Genomic DNA, 25,100 nt, shown 5'->3' on the forward strand with positions numbered 1-25,100 from the left:
TGTCCAAGATCAAAGTGCGCTGCTGTTTGGCGCAGCGAGAGTCGATGCTCAAGCATGTGCTTGAGTACCTGCCGTTTGAAGTCCTCAGTGTAGCGCTGGCCATGTGGGCGGGGACTGAGGCTGGCGGTGGATCGGTAACTGGCAACCCAGCGCCGAAGCAAACTGAAATCGATGCCCAAGTGTCGGGCCACTTTGCGAAAGCCGTTGCTGCCTTCCAGATAGGCCGTGATCGCCGTGAGCTTGAACTGCTCTGAGTATTTGCCCATAAATCCCCCAAGGGTTGGATTGGTGTCCAACTTCTTGGGGGCAGTCCAGGGATTTGCACAGACCTCAAGGCCAGCGCCGCACCTGTGGGAGCGGGTTTACCCGCGAAGAGGCCAGCAGCCCCAGCGCAAATCAGCGCTTGTTGGCAAGCAGATACAGGCCGACAGCCAGGCCCACGGCACACAGCCCCGCCACGTAATAGGCCGGCGCCATCGGGCTCACCTTCAGCAGTGCTGTCACCACCATCGGCGTCAGCCCGCCGAAAATCGCGTAGGCCACGTTGTACGAGAACGACAGCCCACTGAAGCGCACTGCCGCCGGGAACGCCTTGACCATCACATAGGGCACCGCGCCAATCACGCCCACGCACAGGCCAGTCACCGCGTACAGCGGGAACAACAGCTCAGGCCGGGTCGGCAGGCTGTGGTAGAAGGCCCAGGAACTGGCCAGCAGCAGCAGGCTGCCGATCACGAACACGCGGCCCGCACCAAAGCGGTCGGCCAGGCTGCCAGCGCCGATGCAGCCAAGGCTGAGCAGCACGATCGCCAGGCTGTTGGCCTTGAGCGAGTCGGTCGGGCTGATGTGGTAGAAGCTCTGCAGCAGTGCCGGGGTCATCAGGATGACCACCACGATGCCGGCCGACAGCATCCAGGTCAGCAGCATCGAAAGGATGATCGGGCCACGGTGGTCACGCAGCACGGCGCGCAACGGCAGCTCTTCGGCCAGCGCCTTGCGCTGCTGCATCTCGGCGAACACCGGGGTTTCGTGCAGCCAGCGGCGCAGGTACACCGAGAACAGGCCGAACACACCGCCCAGCAGGAACGGAATACGCCAGGCGTAATCGGCCACTTCTTCGGCGCTGTACACGCTGTTGATCAGGGTCGCCACCAGCGAACCCAGCAAAATGCCCGCCGTCAGGCCTGCGGTCAGGGTGCCGCAGGCGTAGCCGGTGTTGCGTGCCGGCACGTGCTCGGACACGAACACCCAGGCACCCGGCACCTCACCGCCGATCGCCGCGCCCTGGATCACGCGCATCAGCAGCAGCAGGATCGGCGCCCACATGCCTATTTGTGCATAGGTTGGCAGCAGGCCCATGATCAGGGTCGGCAGGGCCATCATGAAGATGCTCAAGGTGAACATCTTCTTGCGCCCGAGCAGGTCGCCAAAGTGCGCCATGATGATGCCGCCCAGCGGCCGCGCCAGGTAGCCGGCGGCGAAAATGCCGAAGGTTTGCATCAGGCGCAGCCACTCGGGCATGTCGGCCGGGAAGAACAGCTTGCCGACCACTGTGGCGAAGAACACGAAGATGATGAAGTCGTAGAACTCCAGCGCACCGCCCAGGGCGGACAGTGAAAGGGTCTTGTAGTCACTGCGGGTCAGCGGCCGCGAGGGCTGCTCGATACTGCTGGGCACGGAAGTCATCGCTCGTTGTTCTCTTTGTAGGGCATGCAGGCCGCTTGGCACGCGGCTTCTGGATTAGGGGACAAGCGAAGATAGCAAATAGCCGAGCTGCGCTGAAAGCGATACAAAATCCCTACACATATTCATGAATGCGCGGTCGTCGCTGGCCGTTATGCTCTATATACTGGCAGTTCGTAGGAAAAGGTTGCCCCTAACGTGGGATGTTGTGCGAAAACGCCGGTCAGTATTGTCAGACGGTTTCGCAGAGTTTCCCTACGGCCGCCCAGTGAAACGAAATCGGCGTAGTATGTTTCAAGCTGAATCGTTTACCCGGCCTTTGCGCCACACCAACGAAAAGCGTCACGGGTCAGAGGCCCCATCGCATGATTGAGCTCGAACAAGAAGATCCAATCCCACAAGGCGACCTGGCCTTGCAGATCACCGCATTGCCGCGCGAGACCAACGGCTTCGGCGACATCTTCGGCGGCTGGCTGGTTGCCCAGATGGACCTGGCCGGCACTGCCATGGCCAGCCGTGTCGCCGGTGGCCGTGTGGCTACCGTGGCCATCGACCGCATGGCCTTCCTGGTACCGGTCGCGGTCGGCGCGCAACTGTCGTTCTACACCCAGACTCTGGAGATCGGCCGCAGCTCGATCCGGATGATGGTCGAAGTGTGGAGCGACGACCCGCTGTCCAGCGAATGGCGCAAGGTTACCGAAGCGGTATTCGTCTTCGTCGCCATCGACGGCAGTGGCCGTACCCGGTCTGTGCCTCGTCGCTAAGCCTCGCCGGCGGTAAACTCATTGCATGTGCCCGGGTCCAAGGCCCACTGGCAACCAATGAGATGAATGCAATGGCTACCTACCAGGTCGTAACCGAGCAACATGGCGAACTGAACTGCTGGCGTATCAGCAGCGACCGCGCCGAACTCCTGATCGCCCAGCAAGGCGCACAGATCCTCAGCTACCAGCAGGTCGGCGAGCCGCCGCTGCTGTGGCTGAGCGACCAGGCCATTTTCCGCCAGGGCAAGTCGGTTCGCGCCGGGGTGCCGGTGTGCTGGCCGTGGTTTGGCAACTTGCAGCGTAACCCCCAGGCCGTGCAGGCCATGTACCACGGCGAGCAGGCACCTGCTCACGGGCTGGCGCGCTCACGTGACTGGCAGTTGCTGGGCATCGAGGAAGCAGGCGACGGCCTGCGTATCGAGTTCGAGCTGCCTGAGGCGCAGGGCGACCTGCCCGGCTGGCCCCATGACGTCGAGCTGAAGCTGGTGGTGGAGTTGGGTGACGAGCTGAAGCTGAGCCTGACCAGCCGCAACATGGGCAATACCCCGGTTACCATCAGCCAGGCGCTGCACAGTTACTTTGCAGTTAGCGATGTGCGTCAGGCGCGGGTCGAAGGGGTCGAGGGGCTGGGCTATATCGAGACCCTGGCTGGCTGGGAACAGCGCCAGCAGCAAGGGGCGCTTGAGTTTGCCGGGGAGACGGACCGGATCTACCTCGATACCCCGCAAACACTGAGCATTGTTGACCCGCACTGGAATCGTCGAATTACTTTGACCAGCAGCGGGTCGCGCTCGGCGGTGATCTGGAACCCGTGGACCGAGCGGGCCAAGGAGCTGGCAGACATGGCTGATGATGGATGGCAGCGGATGCTGTGCATCGAGACGGCGAATGTTTGGGATGACCTGGTGGAACTGAAGCCAGGGGCCAGCAGTTCGCTTGGGGTCAGGATTGGTTGTGAAATGATCTAACAGACTTGTTGCCTGATCTGGCCTCATCGCCGGCAAGCCAGCTCCCACAGGTCCGGCACAGGCATTGAACTGTGTGCAATACCTGTGGGAGCTGGCTTGCCGGCGATGAGGCCGGTACAGGTAATCAGAGGTCTGCATCCTCCACCACCCTCACCTTCCCGGCATCCAGCGCATAGGCCGCATCGGCCAGGTCATTGCTGACCTTTTCCACCTTCAACGTGCCGCTGACCCACAGCGGTGTGTAGATGTCATCGATCTTCAACCCCTTCGGGTAGCGCACCAGCACCAGCTGGTTCGGCGGCGGCGGCGGCACGTGGATGCACGCACCCGGGTACGGCACCAGGAAGAACAGCGTGCTGTTGCCCTTGGCATCGCTTTCCAGCGGCACGGGGTAGCCGCCCAGGCGGATGTCCTTGCCGTTCATGGCTGCCACGGTCTTGGTCGAGTACATCACCGCCGGCAGGCCCTTGCTCTGTTTCAGGCCCCCCTTGTCGGTAAAGGTGCCCATGGCTTCCGGTGAGTTATGGTCGATTTCGGGCATTTGCTCGAGCGCCTTCTGGTCCGACTTGGGCATCAACTCCAGCCAGTCGGTTTCAGGCAGTTCGGCATGGGCCAGGGCGCTGGCCAACAGCAGGGGGACAAGGAAAAAGGCACGCATGGAAATGCTCGGCAACTCGGAAGAATTGCCGGGCATTCTAACCAGTATTCAGCGTTTCTTGATGAATCCGTAGATCACCAGAAGGACCACGGCACCGACCAGCGCACCAAAGAAGCCCGCTGCCTGCCCGGCCTGGTAGATGCCCAGCGCCTGGCCGCCGTAGGTGGCCAGCAGGGAGCCGGCAATACCCAGCAGGATGGTCATGATCCAGCCCATGCTGTCGTCGCCCGGTTTGATGAAGCGGGCCAGCAGGCCGACGATGAGGCCGATGAAGATGGTTCCAATGATGCCCATGGCAATCCCTCTGCAGTTCGAAGATGGAACAAGCCAAAGCCTAGACAGCGCTTTGGCTTGTTGCCATTTTCAGAGGGCAAGCCGGTGGTAGAAGTTCGATCAGTTGCTGATCAGGGCTTCTACTTCGGCAATCTTGCGCTCGAGGGTAGCCATGTCGTGGCAGCGCAGGGTGGCGTGGCCAACCTTGCGGCCGACCTTGAAGGCCTTGCCGTAGTGGTGCAGGTGGCAGTCACCGATGGCGACCACTTTATCTACAGCCGGCACTTCGCCAATGAAGTTGAGCATCGCACTCTCGCCCACCTTGGCAGTCGAGCCCAGCGGCAGGCCGGCAACGGCGCGCAGGTGGTTCTCGAACTGGCTGCATTCGGCGCCTTCGATGGTCCAGTGCCCGGAGTTGTGCACGCGCGGGGCGATTTCGTTGGCCTTGAGGCCACCGTCGACTTCGAAGAACTCGAAGGCCATCACACCTACATAGTCCAGTTTTTGCAGCACGCGGCCCACATAGTCTTCGGCCAGAGCCTGCAGCGGGTGCGCCTGGCTGGCCACCGAAAGGCGCAGGATGCCGCTTTCGTGGGTGTTGTGCACCAGCGGGTAGAAGCGGGTTTCGCCATCGCGGGCACGCACGGCCACCAGCGACACTTCGCCGGTGAACGGCACGAAACCTTCCAGCAGGCACGGCACGCTGCCCAGCTCGGCGAAGGTGCCTACCACGTCTTCAGGCGTGCGCAGTACCTTCTGGCCCTTGCCGTCGTAACCCAGGGTGCGGGTTTTCAGCACGGCCGGCAGGCCGATGCTGGCCACTGCGGCGTCCAGGTCTGCCTGCGAGAGGATGTCGGCGAAGGCCGGGGTCGGGATACCCAGGTCGCGGAACATGCTTTTTTCGAACAGGCGGTCGCGGGCGATGCGCAGCGCTTCGGCGCTTGGGTAAACCGGCACGAACTGCGAGAGGAAGGCCACGGTCTCGGCCGGGACGCTTTCGAACTCGAAGGTGACCAGGTCGACTTCATCGGCCAGCTGGCGCAGGTGATCCTGGTCGCCATAGTCGGCACGCAGGTGCTCGCCCAGGGGCGCGGCGCAAGCGTCCGGCGCCGGGTCGAGGAAGGCGAAGTTCATGCCCAGCGGGGTGCCCGCCAGGGCCAGCATGCGGCCCAGCTGGCCGCCACCGATTACACCGATCTTCATGGGTTGAGCCTCAAGCCTGGCGCGGGTCTGGGTTGTCCAGCACGGTGTCGGTCTGTTCCGTGCGGAACTGCTTCAACGCCGCGTGGAACTGCGGGTACTTGGCGCCCAGGATGCTGGCCGACAGCAGTGCAGCGTTGACGGCACCGGCACGGCCGATGGCCAGGGTGGCAACCGGTACGCCGGCTGGCATCTGCACGATCGACAGCAGCGAATCGACGCCCGACAGCATCGACGACTGGACGGGTACGCCCAGCACTGGCAGGTGGGTCTTGGCGGCGCACATGCCTGGCAGGTGGGCTGCGCCACCGGCACCGGCGATGATCACCTCGATGCCACGGCCTTCGGCCTCCTCGGCATACTGGAACAGCAGATCCGGGGTGCGGTGGGCGGAAACCACCTTCACTTCGTAGGGAATGCCGAGTTTTTCCAGCATATCGGCGGTGTGGCTAAGGGTGGACCAATCGGACTTGGAGCCCATGATCACGCCAACCAGTGCACTCATCGTCGAGCCTCTTCGCTTGTGCGCCCTTGGGCGCGTCAAAAAACAACAAGCCACGCGGGACGACCGGCGTGGCTTGTTTGCTGATCAGGACCGGACGCATCCGGTCGAAAGGCCGCGCAGTATACCGTAAGGTGGTGCGTTTAAGGCACCCCGGCGACCAACTGTCGCCCCTTATTTTTCGGGGCTTTGGCTGACTTTTGGGTCAACCGCGGCCGCACCTTCCAGCTTGCGCCACAACAGCCGTACGTTGGCCTTGCGTACCAGGGCGCAGCGGTACAGGCGGATCTCCAGCGGCACATGCCACTGGCTGCCGCCGCAGATGGCCAGTTCGCCTCGCTCCAGCTCACCGCGCATCGACAGGCGCGGCACCCAGGCGATGCCCATGCCTTCCAGCGCCATGCTCTTGAGACTGTCGGCCATGGCGGTTTCGTAGACGGTGGTATAGCGCAGGTTACGCTGGCGCAGCAGCAAATTGACCGAACGCCCCAGGAACGCGCCTGCGGTATAGGCCAGCAGCGGCACGCTGCCCTCGCCTTCCAGGTCGAACAACGGCTTGCCTTCGGCGTCCACGGCGCACACCGGCAACATTTCGGTGGTGCCCATGTGCAGCGACGGGAAAATCTCGGCATCCATCTGCAAGGCCGCGTCCGGGTCATAGAACGCCAGCATCAGGTCGCAGCCCCCTTCGCGTAATGCATGCACGGCATCTCCGACGTTAGTCGCAACCAGGCGGGTGGCGATGTTCAAACCGTCGTTGCGCAACTGGGCCACCCAGCGGGGGAAAAAGCCCGATGCAAGGGAGTGCGCCGCCGCCACCTGGACGACCTCGCCCTGCCCACCTTCAAGGTGATGCAAATGGCGGAGAATTTCGCTCAACTGGTCGACAACCGTACGCGCCGTGACAAGAAAAAGCTGCCCGGCCTCAGTCAGTTCGATCGGTGTGCGGGAACGATTCACCAACTGCAGGCCCAACGCTGCCTCCAGGCTCCGAATGCGTCGGCTGAAGGCCGGTTGGGTCACGAAACGCCGCTCTGCAGCCTGGGAAAAACTGCGGGTGGCAGCCAGCGCGCTGAAATCTTCCAGCCATTTGCTTTCAAGGTTCACGAAGCACATCTCCCGGCATGCACCAAAATGGAACACGCTCGAATGTCAATTGGCGTCACATGAAACACTATGCCGTTTGTGCATAGGTTAGCGTGCAACAGCATTGGCCGCAAAATCACCTTCAGGCCTAGGATTGGCGCCATTCCGGCATGTGCCGGGTCAAAATCGAGATGATATACATCATGTCCTCCGCTGCATCGTTCCGCGTCGAAAAAGATCTGTTGGGTACCCTTGAAGTTCCTGCTGATGCCTACTACGGCATCCAGACCCTGCGCGCTGCCAACAACTTCCACCTCTCCGGCGTTCCGCTGTCGCACTACCCGAAACTGGTAGTCGGCCTGGCGATGGTCAAGCAGGCAGCTGCTGACGCCAACCGTGAGCTGGGGCACCTGAGCGATGCCAAGCACGCCGCGATCAGCGCAGCCTGCGCACGACTGATCAAGGGCGACTACCACGAGCAGTTCGTGGTGGACATGATTCAAGGCGGTGCTGGTACTTCCACCAACATGAACGCCAACGAAGTCATCGCCAACATCGCGCTGGAGGCCATGGGCCACCAGAAGGGTGAGTACCAGTACCTGCACCCGAACAACGATGTGAACATGGCGCAGTCGACCAACGACGCCTACCCGACCGCTATCCGTCTGGGCCTGCTGCTGGGTCACGACGCGCTGCTGGCCAGCCTCGACAGCCTGATCCAGGCCTTCGCTGCCAAGGGTAAAGAATTCGACCACGTACTGAAGATGGGCCGTACCCAGCTGCAGGACGCCGTGCCGATGACCCTGGGCCAGGAATTCCGCGCCTTCGCCACCACCATGACCGAAGACCTGCAGCGCCTGCGCTCGCTGGCTCCGGAACTGCTGACCGAAATCAACCTGGGTGGTACTGCCATCGGTACCGGCATCAACGCCGACCCTGGCTACCAGGCCCTGGCCGTGCAGCGCCTGGCAATCATCAGCGGCCAGCCGCTGGTGCCGGCTGCCGACCTGATCGAAGCCACTTCCGACATGGGCGCCTTCGTGCTGTTCTCCGGCATGCTCAAGCGTACCGCCGTCAAGCTGTCGAAGATCTGCAACGACCTGCGCCTGCTGTCCAGCGGCCCGCGCACCGGCATCAACGAGATCAACCTGCCAGCACGTCAGCCAGGCAGCTCGATCATGCCAGGCAAGGTCAACCCGGTTATCCCGGAAGCCGTCAACCAGGTGGCCTTCGCCATCATGGGCAACGACCTGGCCCTGACCGTCGCCGCCGAAGGTGGCCAGCTGCAGCTGAACGTGATGGAGCCGCTGATCGCCTACAAGATCTTCGACTCGATCCGCCTGCTGCAACGCGCCATGGACATGCTGCGCGAACACTGCATCGTCGGCATCACCGCCAACGAACAGCGCTGCCGTGAGCTGGTCGAGCACTCGATCGGCCTGGTCACCGCCCTGAACCCGTACATCGGCTACGAAAACGCCACCCGTATCGCCCGCGTTGCCCTGGAAACAGGCCGTGGCGTACTGGAACTGGTGCGCGAAGAGAAGCTGCTGGACGAAGAGATGCTCAACGACATCCTGCGTCCGGAAAACATGATCGCTCCCCGCCTGGTTCCGCTGAAGGCGTAACCCGGCTGCTGCAAACAGTCTCACCAGGTTAAGGGACTAGACACCTCTCAACCTTTCAAGGCCCGAGCCTATGCTTCGGGCCTTTTTTTTGCCCGCAAAACAGGCGGCGCGCAGACCGCTTGCCGATATCGGCACACTACTTGCTCGATAATGCGTCCCAGCCCAACGGGATTACCCAGCATGCTGCACAGCCACCTCACCACCCTCAACGCGGTTTCGCTGATCCTCAACGTCTTCCAGGCAGACGGTTGCGAGGCATCAGCGCTGCTGGCCGGCAGCGGCATTGGCCCGTCAGACCTGGGGCATGCCGATGCGCGCATCACCACCCAGCAGGAACTGCAGGTGTGCGCCAACGCTGTGGCCCGGCGCGAGGACATCGGCCTTGAACTGGGCCGGCGCATGCATGTGTCGTGCTACGGCATGCTCGGTTACGCATTGCTCTCCAGTGCCACTTTGGGTGACGCCTTGCGCCTGGCGCTGGCATATCCGGCACTGCTGGGAACAGTGTTCAAGCTACGTTTGATCGAGGACGGCCAGCGGGTCTGGTTAAGTGCCAGCGACTACCACGACAGCCCGGCGCTGAGCGCATTCAACGCGGAGTTCTGCCTGGTGTCGCTGAAAGTCATCTGCGACGACTTGCTTGGGCGCCCACTGCCTCTGCTAGGCGCCCGTTTCGAACACTCACGGCCCGGTTACCACGCGCTCTATGCCGGTGCATTCCAGTCCCCGGTGGGTTTCGACGCTCAGGACAATGCCTTGGCTTTTGAACGGCGCTGGCTGGACATGCCGCTGCCGCTGGCCGACTCGATTACCCACAAGGCCATGAGCGAACGCTGCCGGCGCCTGAACCTGGAGTTCACGGGCCGGCAGGCCTGGCTGGGGCGGATTCGTCAGCTGCTGGCACAGCAACTGGACGCCGCGCCTGGGCTGGAAGGGTTGGCGCGGCAGATGAATTGCTCGTCGCGCACCCTGCGCCGGCATTTGCAGGCGTTGGGCAGCAGTTATCAACAGTTGCTGGATGAACTGAGGTTCGAGCGGGCCAAGCAGTTGCTGGCTGATGAACAGATGCCGATCTATCGCATTGCGGAAACCTTGGGGTTCAGCGAGACCGCCAGTTTTCGGCATGCGTTCCAGCGTTGGAGTGGTGTAGCGCCCAGCCACTTCCGCGGTTGACCAGCGCCGGCCAAAGAGCTTGGCCACATCGATCCCCTTTTGGCCGTTTGCGTCGTTCTCCGCTACTGAGCTGCCCATGACAATGGACCCACGCCAGTATCCAACGGAGAACAACAATGCTGACGATCTATTCCGATGATCACCGCCTGCACCACGGCCGCTGCGAGCTGATCGACGGCAAGCTGATGCCCTGCTTCGAAATGCCTTCGCGCGCTGACCATGTGCTCGACCAGGTAAAAAAACGCAACCTTGGCGACATCCAGGGCCCTACCGACTTCGGCCGCGCGCCGTTGCTGCGCATCCACAGCGCCGACTATCTCGACTTCTTCGAAGGCGCCTGGGCGCGCTGGGCCGCACTGGGCCAGGAAGGCGACCTGCTGCCGTTCACCTGGCCTGCTCGCACCTTGCGCCAGGTAAAACCCACCGGCCTGCATGGCGAGTTGGGCTACTACAGCTTCGATGCCGGCGCGCCGATCACCGCCGGTACCTGGCAGGCCGCCTACAGCGCCGCCCAGGTCGCCCTCACGGCCCAGGCGGCAATCCAGCAGGGCGCCCATTCGGCCTTTGCCCTGTGCCGCCCACCGGGGCACCACGCCGCCGGCGAAGTCATGGGCGGTTATTGCTACCTGAACAACGCCGCCATCGCCGCCCAGGCCTTCCTGGACCAAGGCAAGCGCAAGGTCGCCATCCTCGACGTCGACTACCACCACGGCAACGGCACCCAGGACATCTTCTACAGCCGCGACGACGTGTACTTCGCTTCGATCCATGGCGACCCGCAGGACGAATTCCCGTTCTTCCTGGGCTATGCCGACGAAACCGGCGAAGGTGCCGGTGAGGGCTGCAACATCAACTACCCGCTTCCGGCCGGCAGCGACTGGGCGGCCTGGAGCGCAGCCCTGGAGGATGCCTGCCAGCGCATTGCCCGCTATGACGCCGACGTACTGGTGATTTCGCTGGGTGTGGACACCTTCAAGGACGACCCGATCTCGCAGTTCAAGCTGGACAGCCCGGACTACCTGGAAATGGGCAAACGTATCGGCCAGCTCGGCAAGCCGACCCTGTTCGTGATGGAGGGCGGCTACGCTGTGGAAGAAATCGGTATCAACGCGGTCAATGTGCTGGAAGGCTTCCAGCGCGCCCAGCCAGGAGCCCGGTAATGGTCCGACTCAAGCGTCTGCTCGCCCCGTTCATCGCTGCCACCTTGTTCACCGGTGCCCTGCACGCTCAAGCCGAGCAGCGCACGCTGCGTGTGTATAACTGGTTCGACTACATCACCCCGCAGACCTTGACCGATTTCAAGCAGGACAGCGGGGTCAAGCTGATCTACGACATCTTCGACACCAACGAGGCGCTGGAGGCCAAGCTGCTCACCGGCAACTCCGGCTATGACGTGGTGGTGCCGTCCAACGTGTTCCTCGCCAAGCAGATCGAAGCCGGGGTGTTTCAGCCGCTGGACCGCAGCAAACTGCCGAACTGGCAACACCTGGACCCGGCGCTGATGAAGCTGATCGAGGCCAACGACCCGGGTAACAAGTACGCGGTGCCCTACATGTACGGCACCGTGCTGATCGGCTTCAACCCGGCCAAGGTCAAGGCAGTGCTCGGCGACAACGCCCCGGTGGACAGCTGGGACCTGATCTTCAAGGAAGAGAACATCGCCAAGCTCAAGCAGTGCGGCGTGGCGCTGCTCGATTCGCCTTCAGAGATTCTGCCGCTGGCCCTGCAGTACCTGGGCTTGCCGCCGAACAGCGACAAACCGGCCGACTACAAGAAGGCCGAAGCGTTGATGCTGAAGATCCGCCCACACATCACCTACTTCCACTCTTCGAAGTACATGGCAGACATCGCCAATGGCGACATCTGCGTGGCGGTGGGCTACAGCGGCAGTTTCTCGCAGGCCGCCAACCGGGCGCGCGATGCCAAGAACGGCGTGGTGGTAGACATGCGCCTGCCCAAGGAAGGCGCGCCGATCTGGTTCGATATGCTGGCGATTCCAAAGAATGCGGCCAACCCGGAAGATGCCCACACGTTCATCAATTACTTGCTACGGCCTGAGGTGATTGCGCCGATCAGCGACTTTGTCGGTTACCCGAACCCGAACAAGGATGCGACTGAAAAGGTGAGTCCGGCGATTCGCAACAACCCTAACCTGTATCCGACAGCGGAGGCGATGGCCAAGCTTTATACCCTCAAGCCCTTGGCGCGGGACGCAGAGCGGGCCAGAACCCGGGCCTGGACGCGGATCAAATCCGGCACTTGATGTAGAGTCGGGGGCTGCTTTGCAGCCCCCATTCACTTTCTCCAGGCCTTGCGCAATTTCATCAAGGCTTCGGCGATCTCCCCCTCCGGCACCGCCGCAAACCCCAACACCAGCCCTGCCCGCTTATCCACAGGCACGTCGCTGTCCGACAGCCAGAAATTGCTCAGGGGCGTCACCTCTACCCCCACTGCTTCTGCCTTTGCCACCAGTTCCTGCTCCCGCGCAAAGTTATCCACATCCACCTTCACATGCAGCCCGGCCGCCACTTCCGGCATCTCGCCCAACCCGGGAATATCCACAGGCCAGCCAGCTTTGAGTACGTTACGTCGACTCAAAGCGGCCTTGCGCATACGGCGGATATGCCGCTGGAAATGCCCGCGTGCCATGAATTCGGCCATCACGCACTGGCTGCTGACTTCCGAATGCCGCACGGCCAACGCCTTGCCCTGACTGAATCCCTGCACCAGTTGCGGCGGCAGCACCAGGTAACCCAGGCGCAACGCGGGGAACGCAATCTTGCCGAAGGTGCCGACGTACAGCACCCGACCGTGCCGGTCGAGCGCCGCCAACGGGGCCAAGGGCGCACCGCTGTAGCGGTACTCGCCGTCATAGTCGTCCTCGATGATCCAGCCGTCGTTGCGTTCGGCCCACGCCAGCACCGCCAGGCGCCGTGCCAGGCTCATGGTGACCCCGGTCGGGTATTGATGGGCCGGCGTGACATATGCCAGCCGGCAGTTCGCCTGCCGACCGAGCAGGCGGCAGTCCATGCCCTCTTCGTCCACAGGCACGCCATGCAACGTGGCGCCAGCCAGCGCAAAGGCATGCCCGGCTGCACGGTAGCCGGGGTTTTCCACAGCCACACCGTCACCCGGCTGTAACAACAGCTGTGCACAAAGGCTGATGGCTTGCTGTGCACCACTGGTGATCACAATTTGTTCAGCTATACAACTCAGCCCACGCGAACGGCGCAAGTAGGCCGCGATCAACTCGCGCAAAGCCGGCTCGCCTGGCGGGTCACCGTAACCCAGCTGCGCAGGGGATGGTTTACGCCAAAAACCCGCCTGCAGCTTGGCCCAGACGTCAAAAGGGAACAAGTCGAATGCCGGAATGCCGACCCGAAAAGCACGGGGCGCACCACTTCTTGGGGAAGGTAAGTGGTTACTTTTCAGGCGCTGTAAAGGCGCTGATAAATGCCGCTCGCTGGATAAATCCTCAGTGTTTTCTGCGGGAAATGTGGATAACCCTGTTGATAAACCCCGGGATAACCCTGTGGATATTTGTGTGGATATTTTTGGCAGCCGACTTACGTAAGTACCATCTCCAACTCGGCTTTCGATGTAGCCCTCGGCATACAGTTGGTCATAGGCGCGCACCACACTGTTGCGTGACAGCGCCAGCATGACGGCCAGGTCGCGAGTGGCTGGTAGCCGTGTACCACTGCTCAGGCGCCCATCCAGCACCCGCGCACGCAATGCCTGATACAGCTGCTGGCTCAGCCCACGGCGTCGATCAAGGGCGATCCCGGCAGGGTCGAATGGCAGTGTTAAGGGGCGCTCGCTCATGGCATTGGACCTATCGAATCAGGCAGTAATGGCTCTTACCCAGAACCAATAGCCTGCCTAGGATGGAGCCATTCGACAAGGACCAAGCCCTATGTACAACAGCAAGCCGCATCAGGAACACGACCTCGGCCGCCTGCACCAGCACATGCTCGACACCCGCCTGGCTGTCCTGGTCAGCCACGGCGATCAGGGGCTGCTGGCCACGCACCTGCCCGTGCTGGTCGATACCACCGAAGGCGAATTCGGTACTGTCTATGCGCACCTGGCCCGGGCCAACCGCCAATGGCAGGACCTGGCACAGGGTGTCGAAGCCTTGCTGGTATTCCCCGGCGCCGATGCCTATGTCAGCCCCGGCTACTATCCGAGCAAGGCTGATAACCCCAAAGTCGTGCCTACCTGGAACTATCTGGCCGTACACGCCTATGGCACAGCCGAGGTGATCCACGACGCGGAGCCGCTGCTGGCGATCGTCAGCCGCCTGACCGACCGCCATGAACAGGGCCGCAGTGAACCGTGGAAAGTCACTGACGCCCCTGCCGACTACCTCGATGGCATGCTCCGCGCCATCGTCGGCATCCGCCTGCCCGTCGCCCGTCTGCAAGGGGCACGCAAGCTCAGCCAGAACCGTTCCGATCAAGACATCGCTGGCGTGCGCGAAGGCCTGAGCGCCAGCGCCGATCAGCTGGACAACCAACTCGCGGCGCACATGCGCCAACTCTGAAGGAATAGCCCCATGTCTAGCGTTACCCTGCGCCCTGTCACTGCCCAAGATCACGCGGCCTGGCTCGCCCTGTGGCAGGCCTACCTGCACTTCTACGAAACCGAACTGGCCGATGAAGTCAGCCTGAGCACCTGGCAACGCCTGCTCGATCCGAAGGAGCCCACCCATTCGGCACTGGCCTGGGTCGATGGCAAGGCGGTGGGCATGGTCAACTTCATCTACCATCGTACCAATTGGAGTATCGGGAACGCCTGCTACCTGCAGGACTTGTACGTGAACGGCACGCAGCGTGGCCTGGGCATTGGCCGCCAGCTTATCGAGTACGTCTACACCACTGCCAAGGCTGACAACTGCAGCAAAGTGCACTGGCTGACCCACGAGACCAACGCCACCGCCATCAGCCTGTATCAACAGGTTGCCGAGCGCTCGGGCTTCATCCAATTCCGCAAAGAGTTCTAAGCCGAACATGACCGACGCATTGAACTGGAAACCCGCCGCAACGCCCCAGGCCCAGCCCATTGAAGGCCGCTTCATCCGCCTGGAAAAACTCGACCCCACGCGCCATGGCGACGACCTTTGGGACGTGCTGCAAGGCCCGGCATCCGACCCGGTGCTATGGGACTACCTGCCTTATGGGCCGTTCAACGAGCGTGCCGCCTTCGACCGCTGGCTGGAGGGCAACGCCGCAGGCCGCGATCCGCTGTTCTACACCGTCATCGACCGCCCCAGCGGCCAGGCCCAGGGCATTCTCAGCCTGATGTCGATCGTGCCCGACCACGGTCGCATCGAAATCGGCCATATCGCCTTCGGCGCCGCCATGCAGCGCACACCCAAAGGAACCGAGGCGGTGTACCTGCTGGGCAAACTGGGCTTCGAACTGGGCAACCGCCGGCTGGAGTGGAAGTGCAACAACGCCAACGCCCGCTCCAAGCGGGCGGCGGAGCGGTTTGGCTTCACTTACGAAGGCGTGTTCCGCAAGCACTTGGTGGTGAAGGACCATAACCGCGATACGGCCTGGTATTCGATTACCGATGAAGAGTGGCCGGCGGTGGCTGCCGGGTTCGAACGGTGGCTGGGAGAGGAAAACCAGCAGCCTGATGGGCAACTACAGACACTTGAGGCATGCCGCAAAGGCTGAATATTGCCGGCGATTGGGCCATCAAATACAGCACAAAAAAAGGGGAGCATCCGCTCCCCAGAGGTAAACCGCTTGTAGATGCGGGCTTAAATCAGCCCTCGATCTCGATCAGGATTTCACCCGGCGTTACACGGTCGCCCTTGGCCACATGGATGGCGACGACCTTGCCGGCGATGGCCGCCTGCACTTCGGTTTCCATCTTCATGGCTTCGGTGATCAGCACGGCCTGGCCGGCCTTGACCATGTCGCCTTCCTTGACCAGCACATCGACGATGTTGCCTGGCATGGTGGTGCTGACGTGGCCTGGGTCGGTGGCTTGCTTGCGCTTGCTGCCGCCGCCGCCAACGAACTCGTTCAGTGGCTCGAACACCACTTCTTCCGGCATGCCGTCGATCGACAGGTAGAAGTGACGCTTGCCTTCGGCCTTCACGCCTACGCCGGTGATATCGACGCGGTAGGTTTCGCCGTGCACGTCGATGACGAACTCGGTCGGTACACCTTCCCCGCCCGGGGCAGCCACGGCGCCGGCTTCCGGAATCGGCAGCAGGGCTTCTGGCGTCAAGGTGCCGGCTTCGCGTTCTTCGAGGAACTTGCGGCCAATGTCCGGGAACATGGCGAACGTCAGCACGTCTTCTTCACAACGAGCCAGGGCGCCGATGTCGGCACGCAGCTTGGCCATTTCCGGCTTGAGCAGGTCGGCCGGGCGTACGTCGATCACTTCTTCGCTGCCGATTGCCTGGCGGCGCAGCTGCTCGTTGACCACGCCCGGGGCCTTGCCGTAACCGCCTTGCAGGTACAGCTTCACCTCGTTGGTGATGGTCTTGTAGCGCTCGCCAGCCAACACGTTGAAGAATGCCTGGGTGCCAACGATCTGCGAGGTCGGGGTTACCAGCGGCGGGAAGCCAAGGTCTTCACGTACACGCGGGATCTCGGCCAGCACTTCGTTCATACGGTTAAGCGCGCCCTGCTCTTTCAGCTGGTTGGCCAGGTTGGAGATCATGCCGCCCGGCACCTGGTTGACCTGCACGCGGGTGTCCACGGCGGTGAACTCGCTTTCGAACTGGTGGTACTTCTTGCGCACGGCGTAGAAGTACAGGCCGATTTCCTGCAGCAGCTCCAGGTCCAGGCCGGTGTCGAATTCACTGCCTTTGAGTGCAGCAACCATCGACTCGGTGCCTGGGTGGCTGGTGCCCCAGGCGAAGCTGGAGATGGCGGTGTCGATGTGGTCGGCGCCGTTCTCAACCGCTTTCAGCTGGCACATGGCGGCCAGGCCGGCAGTGTCGTGGGAGTGGATGAATACCGGCAGGGATTGCTCGGCCTTCAGCGCCCTGACCAGCTCGCCGGTAGCGAACGGCGTCAGCAGGCCGGCCATGTCCTTGATCGCGATCGAATCGCAACCCATGGCTTCCATCTGTTTGGCCTGGGCTACAAAGGCGTCGATGGTGTGCACGGGGCTGACGGTGTAGGCGATGGTGCCCTGGGCGTGTTTGCCAGCGGCCTTGACCGCTTCAATGGCCACGCGCAGGTTACGCACGTCGTTCATGGCGTCGAAGATACGGAACACGTCGATGCCATTGACCGCTGCCTTGGCGACGAAGGCCTTGACCACGTCGTCGCTGTAATGGCGGTAGCCCAGCAGGTTCTGGCCGCGCAGCAGCATTTGCAGGCGGGTGTTGGGCAGCGCGGCACGCAGCTTGCGCAGGCGCTCCCACGGGTCTTCTTTCAGGAAGCGCACGCAGGCGTCGAAGGTGGCGCCACCCCAGACTTCCAGCGACCAGTAGCCGACTTTGTCGAGCTTGTCGCAGATCGGCAGCATGTCTTCGGTGCGCATGCGGGTGGCCAGCAAGGACTGGTGGGCGTCGCGCAGGATCGTGTCGGTAACGTGGATTTTCTTGGACATTATGGGGTTCCTCACAGGCCTGCGTGGGCGGCGATGGCGGCGGCGATGGCCAGGGCCAGCTCTTCGGGTTTGCGCTTGATCGAGTAGTTGGTCAGTTCAGGGTGGCTTTCGACGAAGCTGGTATTGAACTGGCCGCTACGGAATTCCGGGTTGCGCAGGATTTCCTGGTAGTACGCGGCAGTGGTCTTCACCCCTTGTACGCGCATGTCGTCCAGGGCCCGCAGGCCGCGGTCCATGGCTTCTTCCCAGGTCAACGCCCACACCACCAGCTTCAGGCACATGGAGTCGTAGAACGGCGGAATGGTGTAGCCGGTATAGATTGCCGTGTCGGTACGCACGCCCGGGCCGCCGGGGGCGTAGTAACGGGTGATCTTGCCGAAGCTGGGCAGGAAGTTGTTTTTCGGGTCTTCGGCGTTGATGCGGAACTGCAGCGCGTATCCGCGGTGCTGGATATCTTCCTGCTTGACCGACAGCGGCAGGCCCGAAGCAATGCGGATCTGCTCACGGACGATGTCGATACCGGTGATTTCCTCGGTGATGGTGTGCTCCACCTGCACCCGGGTGTTCATTTCCATGAAGTACACCTCGCCATCGGCGAGCAGGAACTCCACGGTACCTGCGTTCTCGTAGTTCACGGCCTTGGCCGCACGCACCGCCAGGTCGCCGATGTAGGCGCGCTGCTCGGGGGTGAGCTGCGGGCTTGGGGCAATTTCGATGAGCTTCTGGTTACGGCGCTGGATCGAGCAGTCGCGCTCGAACAGGTGCACCACGTTGCCAAAGCTGTCACCAAGGATCTGCGCCTCGATGTGCTTGGGGTTGACGATGCACTTTTCCAGGAACACTTCGGCCGAGCCAAAGGCCTTGGTGGCCTCGGAAATGACCCGTGGGAAGTTCTGCTCCAGTTCTTCACGGCTGTTGCAGCGGCGGATACCACGGCCGCCACCACCGGAAGTGGCCTTGAGCATCACCGGGTAACCGATGCGGTCACCTTCGCTCAGGGCTTCATGAATATCGGCAACGTTGCCTTCGGTACCCGGGGTTACCGGCACACCGGCGGCGATCATGGTGCGGCGCGCTTCGGTCTTGTCGCCCATGCGGCGAATCACGTCGGCAGCCGGGCCGATGAACTTGATCCCGCGCTCTGCGCAGATCTCTGCCAGTTCGGCGTTTTCCGACAGGAAACCATAGCCTGGGTGCAGGGCATCGCAGCCGGTTTCCACAGCCAGGTTCACCAGCTTGCGCGGGTTCAGGTAGCCAGCCAGCGGCTCGGCACCAATGCTGTGTGCCTCATCGGCGCGCTTGACGTGCAAGGCGTGACGGTCGGCGTCGGAATAGATCGCTACCGAGCGAATGCCCATCTCGGCGCAGGCACGCACGATCCGAACTGCGATTTCACCTCGGTTGGCGATCAGGATTTTTTTTATCACTGGAGTCTTCCCAAAGCCGTAGGAACAGTCGAGCCGGTTCTACCGGTCGGCGCGTGACCAGACGTTGCTGGCCAGTCGCGTATTCACCCTAGCGCTGTAGGTCGATAAACAAAAATCAATATTTGTTAGAGGCTGTATTAGCAAAAGCTTATAGTTCGGTAACAAGGTGTTGCCGACGAGCCGAAAAAAATGCGTAAGTCCTTGATGCGTATGACTTTGCGTCAATTGCAGATCTTCAACGAGGTGTGCGATTTGCGCTCGTACAGCCGTGCGGCGGAGGAGATGGCGCTGACGCAACCCGCCGTTAGTCTACAGATCCGCCAGCTCGAAGAGCTGATCGGCCAGCCACTGTTCGAGTACGTGGGCAAGAAGCTGTACCTGACCGAGGCGGCCGAAGCCTTGCAACGCGCCAGCCGCGACATCTTCGGGCGGCTGGAGAGCCTGGACATGCAGCTGTCGGACATGCAGGGCTCACTGCAGGGGCAGTTGAAACTGGCGATCGAGTCCAGTGCCAAGTACTTCGTGCCACACCTGTTCGCCGCCTTCAAGCAGCGTCACCCGGAGGTCAACCTGACCCTGACGGTGGTCAACCGCGCCCAGGCCATTCGCCGCCTTTCGGATAACCGCGACGACCTGATCATCATGTCGATGGTGCCGCAGGACATGGGCCTGGAGTTTCTGCCGTTTCTCAACAACCCGATCGTGGCAGTGGCACCGCCCGAGCACCCGTTGTGCAAGCTGGAGCAGTTGCGCCTGCAGGACCTGGAGCCCCATACCCTGCTGGTCCGCGAGCAAGGTTCGGGCACGCGCAAGGCATGCGAGGAATACTTCAAGGACAAGCGCGTGCACTTCACCCAGACGCTGGAAGTGGCATCGGCCGATGCCCAACGCGAGTGCGTGATCGCCGGCCTGGGTATCGCCCTGCTGACCCGCCATGCAGTCAACCTGGAGCTGGCCACCGGTGTGCTGAAGGAGCTACCGGTGGAGGAACTGCCGCTGTACCGCAGCTGGTGCGTGGTGCAGTCCAAGGCCAAGCGGCAGTCGCCGGTGGCCTTGGCGTTTCTGGCGTTCATCCGCAGCGAACGTGCGTTGATCAGCGCGCTTGTTGAGCGTTTTTCGGGGAAGCTGCCGACGACGCCTGCCAGACCGTGAGCGCTTGCAGCTCGGGGTAGTCTGCCAGGTCGCGGAGCAATTGGCGTTGGTCGCAATAGACCTCGATCGCGCGGCGGTACTCCATACGGCGCTGATCCTTTTCCTGCTGCTTGCGAGCCTTGGCGTTGGGTTGGTAAGTACCTTCGTGGTCACGTGCCATTGCCTGTCTCCCAGATAGGATGCGGGAGTTTCAGACTGGCCTGAACTGTTTACCGTTTAGCTGTGGAACGGTGACAAAACAGTGAACTTTTACTGCCTGTGCCAGCGATAGGGCCAGCACAGGCAACGCAGATCAGTCGTCTGTAGCCTTGATCGACTTGGGCGACAAACGCAGGCTGCGCAAGCTGCGCTTCACACTTTTCAGGTGGTTGACCAGGCTCGGCCCGCGCGCCATCGCCACGCCCATGGCCAGCACGTCGATCACGACCAGGTGAGCGATACGCGAGGTCAGCGGCGTGTAGATTTCGGTGTCTTCATGCACGTCGATCGCCAGGTTGACCGTCGACAGCTCGGCAAGAGGTGTCTGGCTGGGGCACAGGGTAATCAGGTTGGCACCGCTCTCACGCACCAGGTTAGCGGTGATCAGCAAGTCCTTGGAGCGGCCCGACTGGGAAATGCACACCGCGACATCACCCGGCTTCAGGGTGACCGCCGACATCGCCTGCATGTGCGGGTCGGAATACGCGGCGGCGCTGAGCAGCAGGCGGAAGAACTTGTGCTGGGCATCGGCCGCCACCGCACCGGACGCGCCAAAGCCATAGAACTCCACACGTTGCGCCTGGGCCATAGCACTCACCGCCTGCTGCAGCGCCTGCGGGTCGAGGTGCTCACGCACCTCCATCAGGGTATGCAGGGTGGTGTCGAAGATCTTCAGGCTGTAGTCGGCAACCGAGTCGTCTTCATGGATAGCGAACTGCCCGAAACTGGCCCCCGCTGCCAGGCTCTGCGCCAGCTTCAGCTTCAAGTCCTGAAAGCCCGAGCAACCGATCGCCCGGCAGAACCGCACGATGGTCGGTTCGCTGATACCCACGCTGTGTGCCAGGTCGGCCATGGAGCTGTGCATGACGGCAGCCGGGTCGAGCAGCACGTGGTCGGCCACTTTGAGTTCCGATTTGCGCAGCAGGTGGCGCGATTGGGCGATATGTTGCAACAGATTCACAGGCTGGACTCGGTTATGATCGGCTGGCCGGGTTGTAGCTTTCTTGTAGTTATACTACATGGACGCCAACCCGCCCAGTTAAACGAACGTGGAGAGTGGCGGTTTGACTATTCCTTGCGACATTCTGGTCTTCGGCGGCACCGGCGATCTGGCCCTGCACAAGTTGCTTCCGGCGCTCTACCACCTGTTTCGCGAGGCCCGTCTTGACCCTGCCGTGCGGATCATCGCGCTGGCGCGCCGCAACTTGCCACGTAACGATTATCTCAAGCTCGCCGAACGCCATTGCCGGGCACAGATCGCCCGCAACGACTTCGAAGAAGAGGTCTGGCAGCGGTTTTCCGCGCGGATCGACTATTTCGCCATGGATGCTTCGCAAAGCGCCGACTTCGGCCGCCTGGCGCGCTACCTGGGCGAACCAGGCGGCTTGACGCGCATCTTCTACCTGGCCACCGCCCCCAACCTGTTCGTACCGATTGCCAAACACCTGCATAACGCCGGCCTGGCCGACGCCGAGGCGCGCATCGTGCTGGAAAAGCCGATCGGCCACTCGCTGGAATCGGCTACCGCCATCAACGAAGCGATTGGCGCAGTGCTGGAGGAAACCCAGGTATTTCGCATCGACCACTACCTGGGCAAGGAAACCGTGCAGAACCTGATGGCCCTGCGCTTCGCCAATGCCCTGCTGGAGCCGGTGTGGCGCAACAATCAGGTCGACCACGTACAGATCAGCGTTTGCGAGACGCTGGGTGTAGAGAACCGCGGCGCCTACTACGACCGCGCCGGGGCCATCCGCGACATGCTGCAGAACCACCTGCTGCAGCTGCTGTGCCTGGTAGCCATGGAGCCCCCCGCCCAGTTCGAGGCCGAAGCGGTACGCGACGAAAAAGTGAAGATCCTGCGCGCCCTCAAGCCGATCACCGGCCAGGATGTGCAGGACAAGACCGTGCGCGGCCAGTATGGCGCCGGGCACATCGGCGGCCAGGAAGTGCCGGCCTACTACTTCGAAAAGGATGTCGACAACGACAGCGACACCGAAACCTTCATTGCCCTCGAAGCCCACATCGACAATTGGCGCTGGGCGGGCGTGCCTTTCTATCTGCGCACCGGCAAGCGCATGGCACGGCGCTCGTCGCAAATCGTCATTCAGTTCAAACCGGTACCCCACGAGCTGTTCAACGGCGGCCAGGTCAACCAGTTACTGATCCAGCTGCAACCGGAGGAACGCATCAGCCTGCGCATGATGACCAAAAGCCCGGGCAAGGGCATGCGCCTGGAACCGGTCGACCTGGACCTGAACCTGGCCCAGGTGTTCAGCCAGACCCGCCGCTGGGAAGCCTACGAACGCCTGCTGCTGGATGTACTGGAGGGCGACTCGACGCTGTTCATGCGCCGCGATGAAGTGGAAGCAGCCTGGGCCTGGACCGACCCGATCATCAAGGGTTGCGAAGAGCACTTTCAGGCGCCACGCCCTTATCCGGCGGGCAGTAACGGGCCAGAGCAAGCCAACAGCCTGCTGGCGCGTCATGGCAGGCACTGGCATGGCTGACCTACTGTCATCGGGTCGATGAACGGCCATGCGCCAAGGTGAACATTTATACAGTAGAGGTTTGCCCCATTTCCTGCCGCGCCCTAGAATGGCCCGATGCACACAGACGACCTCTCCCTCCTGCTGAATTCCCTCAACGATGCCCAACGCCAGGCCGTAGCGGCCACGCTTGGGCGTCAACTGGTGCTTGCCGGCGCCGGTTCCGGTAAAACCCGCGTGCTGGTGCACCGCATCGCCTGGCTGATCCAGGTGGAGCAGGCATCGCCGCACTCGATCCTGTCGGTGACCTTCACCAACAAGGCTGCAGCCGAAATGCGCCAGCGGATCGAGCAACTGCTGGGGATCAACCCGGCAGGCATGTGGGTCGGCACCTTCCACGGCCTGGCCCATCGCTTGCTGCGGGCCCACTGGCAGGAAGCGCGGCTGGTGCAGAACTTCCAGATTCTCGACAGTGACGACCAGCAGCGCCTGATCAAGCGGGTGATGCGCGAGCTGGGCCTGGACGAACAGAAATGGCCGGCACGCCAGGCACAGTGGTTCATCAACGGGCAGAAGGACGAAGGCCTGCGCCCGCAGCATATCCAGGCCGGTGGCGACCTGTTCCTGGCGACCATGCGTGACGTCTATACCGCCTACGAGCAGGCGTGTGAGCGTGCCGGGGTCATCGACTTCTCCGAGCTGCTGCTGCGCGCCCTGGACCTGTGGCGCGACCACCCGGGCCTGCTGGAGCATTACCAGCGGCGCTTCCAGCATGTGCTGGTCGACGAGTTCCAGGACACCAACGCCGTGCAGTACGCCTGGCTGCGCCTGTTGGCACGCGGCGGCGCCAGCCTGATGGCGGTGGGCGACGACGACCAGTCGATCTACGGCTGGCGCGGTGCCAAGATCGAAAACATTCACCAGTACACCGCCGACTTCCCAGACGCCGAAATGATCCGCCTGGAGCAGAACTACCGCTCCACCGGTGGCATCCTCAAGGCCGCCAACGCCCTGATCGCCAACAACAGCGGGCGCCTGGGCAAAGAGCTGTGGACCGACATGGGCGAAGGCGAACCGCTGACCCTGTACGCGGCCTACAACGAGCACGACGAAGCGCGCTACGTGGTGGAAACCATCGAGAGCCTGGTCAAGCAGGGCAATGCGCGCAACGAAATCGCCATCCTGTACCGCTCCAACGCCCAGTCGCGCGTGCTGGAAGAAGCCCTGCTGCGCGAGCGCATTCCCTACCGTATCTATGGCGGCCAACGCTTCTTCGAACGCGCTGAAATCAAGAACGCCATGGCTTACCTGCGGCTGATCGAAGGGCGCGGCAACGATGCTGCCCTGGAGCGGGTAATCAACGTGCCGCCACGCGGCATTGGCGAGAAAACCGTCGAAGCCATCCGCGAGCACGCCCGCCACAGCCAGGCATCGATGTGGGACGCCATGTGCCAGCTGCTCGCCGCCAAGGCCCTCAAAGGCCGCGCCGCCAGTGCGCTGGGGGCTTTCATCGAGCTGATCGAGGGGTTGGCAGCCAAGGTCGTGGACATGCCGCTGCATACCATGACCCAGACCACCATCGAGCAATCCGGGCTGATCATCTATCACCAGGAAGAAAAAGGTGAAAAGGGCCAGGCACGGGTAGAAAACCTTGAGGAACTGGTCAGCGCGGCGCGCAACTTCGAATCCACCGACGAAGACGCCGACCTTTCGCCATTGTCGGCCTTCCTTGGCCATGCCTCGCTCGAAGCCGGCGATGCCCAGGCCGACGAGCACGAAGACAGCATCCAGCTGATGACCCTGCACAGCGCCAAGGGCCTGGAGTTCCCTTACGTGTTCCTGGTGGGCATGGAAGAAGGCCTGTTCCCGCACAAGATGAGCCTGGAAGAACCCGGCCGCCTCGAAGAGGAACGCCGCCTGGCCTATGTGGGAATTACCCGCGCCATGCGCCAACTGGTCATGACCTACGCTGAAACACGTCGCCTGTATGGCAGCGAGACCTACAACAAGGTGTCGCGTTTCGTACGTGAAATTCCGGCGGGCCTGATCCAGGAAGTGCGGCTGTCCAACAGCGTCAGCCGCCCGTTCGGTGGGGTCAAGACGGCCACCAACAGCAACCTGTTCGCCAATGCCAGCATTCCGCAGACCGCGTTCAACCTGGGCCAGCGTGTACAACATGCGGTATTCGGGGAAGGCGTGATCCTCAACTTCGAGGGTTCCGGCGCGCAGGCGCGGGTACAGGTGAACTTTGCCGAAGGCAGCAAGTGGCTGATGCTGGGGTATGCCAAGCTCGAGGCCCTGTAGCAGCCTTGTAACAT

General features: G+C 62.3%; 24 protein-coding genes. 12 read left to right on the plus strand and 12 right to left on the minus strand.

Annotated features, from left to right (window positions below; all coding sequences use genetic code 11):
• Both N436_RS22840 and N436_RS22845 read right to left on the minus strand, forming a co-directional pair.
• The coding region (locus tag N436_RS22840; protein WP_256589999.1) for a transposase at positions 1-266 on the minus strand (266 nt) is incomplete at its 3' end.
• A 130-nt stretch (positions 267-396) separates the two neighbouring features.
• Positions 397-1,686: an MFS transporter gene (locus N436_RS22845; protein WP_019096627.1), complete on the minus strand. Its 1,290-nt coding sequence runs from the start codon at positions 1,684-1,686 to the stop codon at positions 397-399.
• Between the two features lie 362 nt (positions 1,687-2,048).
• On the opposite strand from N436_RS22845, the gene N436_RS22850 reads away from it, so the two are divergent.
• The gene (locus N436_RS22850) at positions 2,049-2,447 is read left to right on the plus strand and encodes an acyl-CoA thioesterase (RefSeq protein WP_016712731.1); all 399 of its coding nucleotides are present in this window, start codon (positions 2,049-2,051) and stop codon (positions 2,445-2,447) included.
• Between the two features lie 71 nt (positions 2,448-2,518).
• A complete protein-coding gene (locus N436_RS22855) occupies positions 2,519-3,415 on the plus strand; it encodes a D-hexose-6-phosphate mutarotase (RefSeq protein WP_110742039.1) in 897 nt (298 codons plus the stop codon).
• 124 nt (positions 3,416-3,539) lie between these two features.
• On the opposite strand, the gene N436_RS22860 is transcribed toward N436_RS22855, so the two are convergent.
• The 5 genes from N436_RS22860 to N436_RS22880 form a co-directional block, all read right to left on the minus strand.
• The gene (locus N436_RS22860) at positions 3,540-4,073 is read right to left on the minus strand and encodes a DUF3299 domain-containing protein (RefSeq protein ID WP_161751323.1); all 534 of its coding nucleotides are present in this window, start codon (positions 4,071-4,073) and stop codon (positions 3,540-3,542) included.
• 48 nt (positions 4,074-4,121) lie between these two features.
• Positions 4,122-4,367: a GlsB/YeaQ/YmgE family stress response membrane protein gene (locus tag N436_RS22865; RefSeq protein WP_010955824.1), complete on the minus strand. Its 246-nt coding sequence runs from the start codon at positions 4,365-4,367 to the stop codon at positions 4,122-4,124.
• Positions 4,368-4,466: 99 nt separating this feature from the next.
• Positions 4,467-5,549, minus strand: coding sequence for a 5-(carboxyamino)imidazole ribonucleotide synthase (locus N436_RS22870; protein WP_016502259.1), 1,083 nt, complete (start codon positions 5,547-5,549; stop codon positions 4,467-4,469).
• Positions 5,550-5,559: 10 nt separating this feature from the next.
• The gene (purE, locus tag N436_RS22875; RefSeq protein ID WP_009684500.1) at positions 5,560-6,051 is read right to left on the minus strand and encodes a 5-(carboxyamino)imidazole ribonucleotide mutase; all 492 of its coding nucleotides are present in this window, start codon (positions 6,049-6,051) and stop codon (positions 5,560-5,562) included.
• 171 nt (positions 6,052-6,222) lie between these two features.
• Positions 6,223-7,155: a LysR substrate-binding domain-containing protein gene (locus N436_RS22880; protein ID WP_161751324.1), complete on the minus strand. Its 933-nt coding sequence runs from the start codon at positions 7,153-7,155 to the stop codon at positions 6,223-6,225.
• Positions 7,156-7,337: 182 nt separating this feature from the next.
• On the opposite strand from N436_RS22880, the gene aspA reads away from it, so the two are divergent.
• The 4 genes from aspA (at position 7,338) to N436_RS22900 (ending at position 12,198) form a co-directional block, all read left to right on the plus strand.
• Positions 7,338-8,762, plus strand: a complete 1,425-nt coding sequence (gene aspA, locus N436_RS22885) for an aspartate ammonia-lyase (protein ID WP_025754235.1) — start codon at positions 7,338-7,340, stop codon at positions 8,760-8,762.
• Between the two features lie 180 nt (positions 8,763-8,942).
• Positions 8,943-9,935 carry an AraC family transcriptional regulator gene (locus tag N436_RS22890; RefSeq protein ID WP_105947140.1) on the plus strand — a complete coding sequence of 331 codons (993 nt, stop codon included), beginning with the start codon at positions 8,943-8,945 and terminating at the stop codon, positions 9,933-9,935.
• A gap of 116 nt (positions 9,936-10,051) precedes the next feature.
• Positions 10,052-11,095 (plus strand): histone deacetylase family protein, encoded by a 1,044-nt coding sequence (locus N436_RS22895; protein WP_104833731.1) that lies wholly within the window; start codon positions 10,052-10,054, stop codon positions 11,093-11,095.
• Positions 11,095-12,198, plus strand: a complete 1,104-nt coding sequence (locus N436_RS22900) for a polyamine ABC transporter substrate-binding protein (protein ID WP_105947139.1) — start codon at positions 11,095-11,097, stop codon at positions 12,196-12,198. Before N436_RS22895 ends, N436_RS22900 begins: the two co-directional genes overlap by 1 nt.
• A gap of 32 nt (positions 12,199-12,230) precedes the next feature.
• Here the strand turns inward: N436_RS22900 and N436_RS22905 are convergent, their stop codons facing one another.
• Complete coding sequence (locus N436_RS22905) at positions 12,231-13,760, minus strand: PLP-dependent aminotransferase family protein (protein WP_110742040.1); 1,530 nt, start codon at positions 13,758-13,760, stop codon at positions 12,231-12,233.
• Positions 13,761-13,851: 91 nt separating this feature from the next.
• Here N436_RS22905 and N436_RS22910 point away from each other — a divergent pair, with 91 nt between their 5' ends.
• The 3 genes from N436_RS22910 to N436_RS22920 are packed head-to-tail and all read left to right on the plus strand — an operon-like array spanning position 13,852 to position 15,619.
• Positions 13,852-14,481, plus strand: coding sequence for an FMN-binding negative transcriptional regulator (locus tag N436_RS22910; RefSeq protein ID WP_105947137.1), 630 nt, complete (start codon positions 13,852-13,854; stop codon positions 14,479-14,481).
• A 12-nt stretch (positions 14,482-14,493) separates the two neighbouring features.
• Positions 14,494-14,940: a GNAT family N-acetyltransferase gene (locus N436_RS22915; RefSeq protein ID WP_105947136.1), complete on the plus strand. Its 447-nt coding sequence runs from the start codon at positions 14,494-14,496 to the stop codon at positions 14,938-14,940.
• A gap of 7 nt (positions 14,941-14,947) precedes the next feature.
• The gene (locus N436_RS22920; protein WP_110742041.1) at positions 14,948-15,619 is read left to right on the plus strand and encodes a GNAT family N-acetyltransferase; all 672 of its coding nucleotides are present in this window, start codon (positions 14,948-14,950) and stop codon (positions 15,617-15,619) included.
• Between the two features lie 91 nt (positions 15,620-15,710).
• Here the strand turns inward: N436_RS22920 and oadA are convergent, their stop codons facing one another.
• Both oadA and N436_RS22930 read right to left on the minus strand, forming a co-directional pair.
• On the minus strand, positions 15,711-17,519 hold the full coding sequence (gene oadA / locus N436_RS22925; protein ID WP_105947134.1) for a sodium-extruding oxaloacetate decarboxylase subunit alpha: 1,809 nt from the start codon (positions 17,517-17,519) through the stop codon (positions 15,711-15,713).
• 11 nt (positions 17,520-17,530) lie between these two features.
• On the minus strand, positions 17,531-18,946 hold the full coding sequence (locus N436_RS22930; protein WP_016712746.1) for an acetyl-CoA carboxylase biotin carboxylase subunit: 1,416 nt from the start codon (positions 18,944-18,946) through the stop codon (positions 17,531-17,533).
• A 189-nt stretch (positions 18,947-19,135) separates the two neighbouring features.
• Here N436_RS22930 and N436_RS22935 point away from each other — a divergent pair, with 189 nt between their 5' ends.
• Entirely contained in the window at positions 19,136-20,098 is a 963-nt protein-coding gene (locus tag N436_RS22935; protein WP_060499703.1) for a LysR family transcriptional regulator, read from the plus strand.
• On the opposite strand, the gene N436_RS22940 is transcribed toward N436_RS22935, so the two are convergent.
• Both N436_RS22940 and hexR read right to left on the minus strand, forming a co-directional pair.
• A complete protein-coding gene (locus N436_RS22940; RefSeq protein ID WP_082426415.1) occupies positions 20,040-20,258 on the minus strand; it encodes a PA3496 family putative envelope integrity protein in 219 nt (72 codons plus the stop codon). The two genes, N436_RS22935 and N436_RS22940, sit on opposite strands and share 59 nt — an antisense overlap.
• Positions 20,259-20,390: 132 nt before the next feature.
• Positions 20,391-21,257 (minus strand): transcriptional regulator HexR, encoded by an 867-nt coding sequence (gene hexR / locus N436_RS22945; RefSeq protein WP_003253273.1) that lies wholly within the window; start codon positions 21,255-21,257, stop codon positions 20,391-20,393.
• A gap of 103 nt (positions 21,258-21,360) precedes the next feature.
• Here hexR and zwf point away from each other — a divergent pair, with 103 nt between their 5' ends.
• Entirely contained in the window at positions 21,361-22,803 is a 1,443-nt protein-coding gene (gene zwf, locus N436_RS22950) for a glucose-6-phosphate dehydrogenase (protein ID WP_060499704.1), read from the plus strand.
• Positions 22,804-22,899: 96 nt separating this feature from the next.
• Positions 22,900-25,086 carry a DNA helicase II gene (gene uvrD / locus N436_RS22955; protein ID WP_110742042.1) on the plus strand — a complete coding sequence of 729 codons (2,187 nt, stop codon included), beginning with the start codon at positions 22,900-22,902 and terminating at the stop codon, positions 25,084-25,086.
• The last annotated feature ends 14 nt before the right edge of the window (positions 25,087-25,100 follow it).

The organism is Pseudomonas sp. RV120224-01b (assembly GCF_003208145.1).
Classification (GTDB): Bacteria; Pseudomonadota; Gammaproteobacteria; order Pseudomonadales; family Pseudomonadaceae; genus Aquipseudomonas; species Aquipseudomonas monteilii.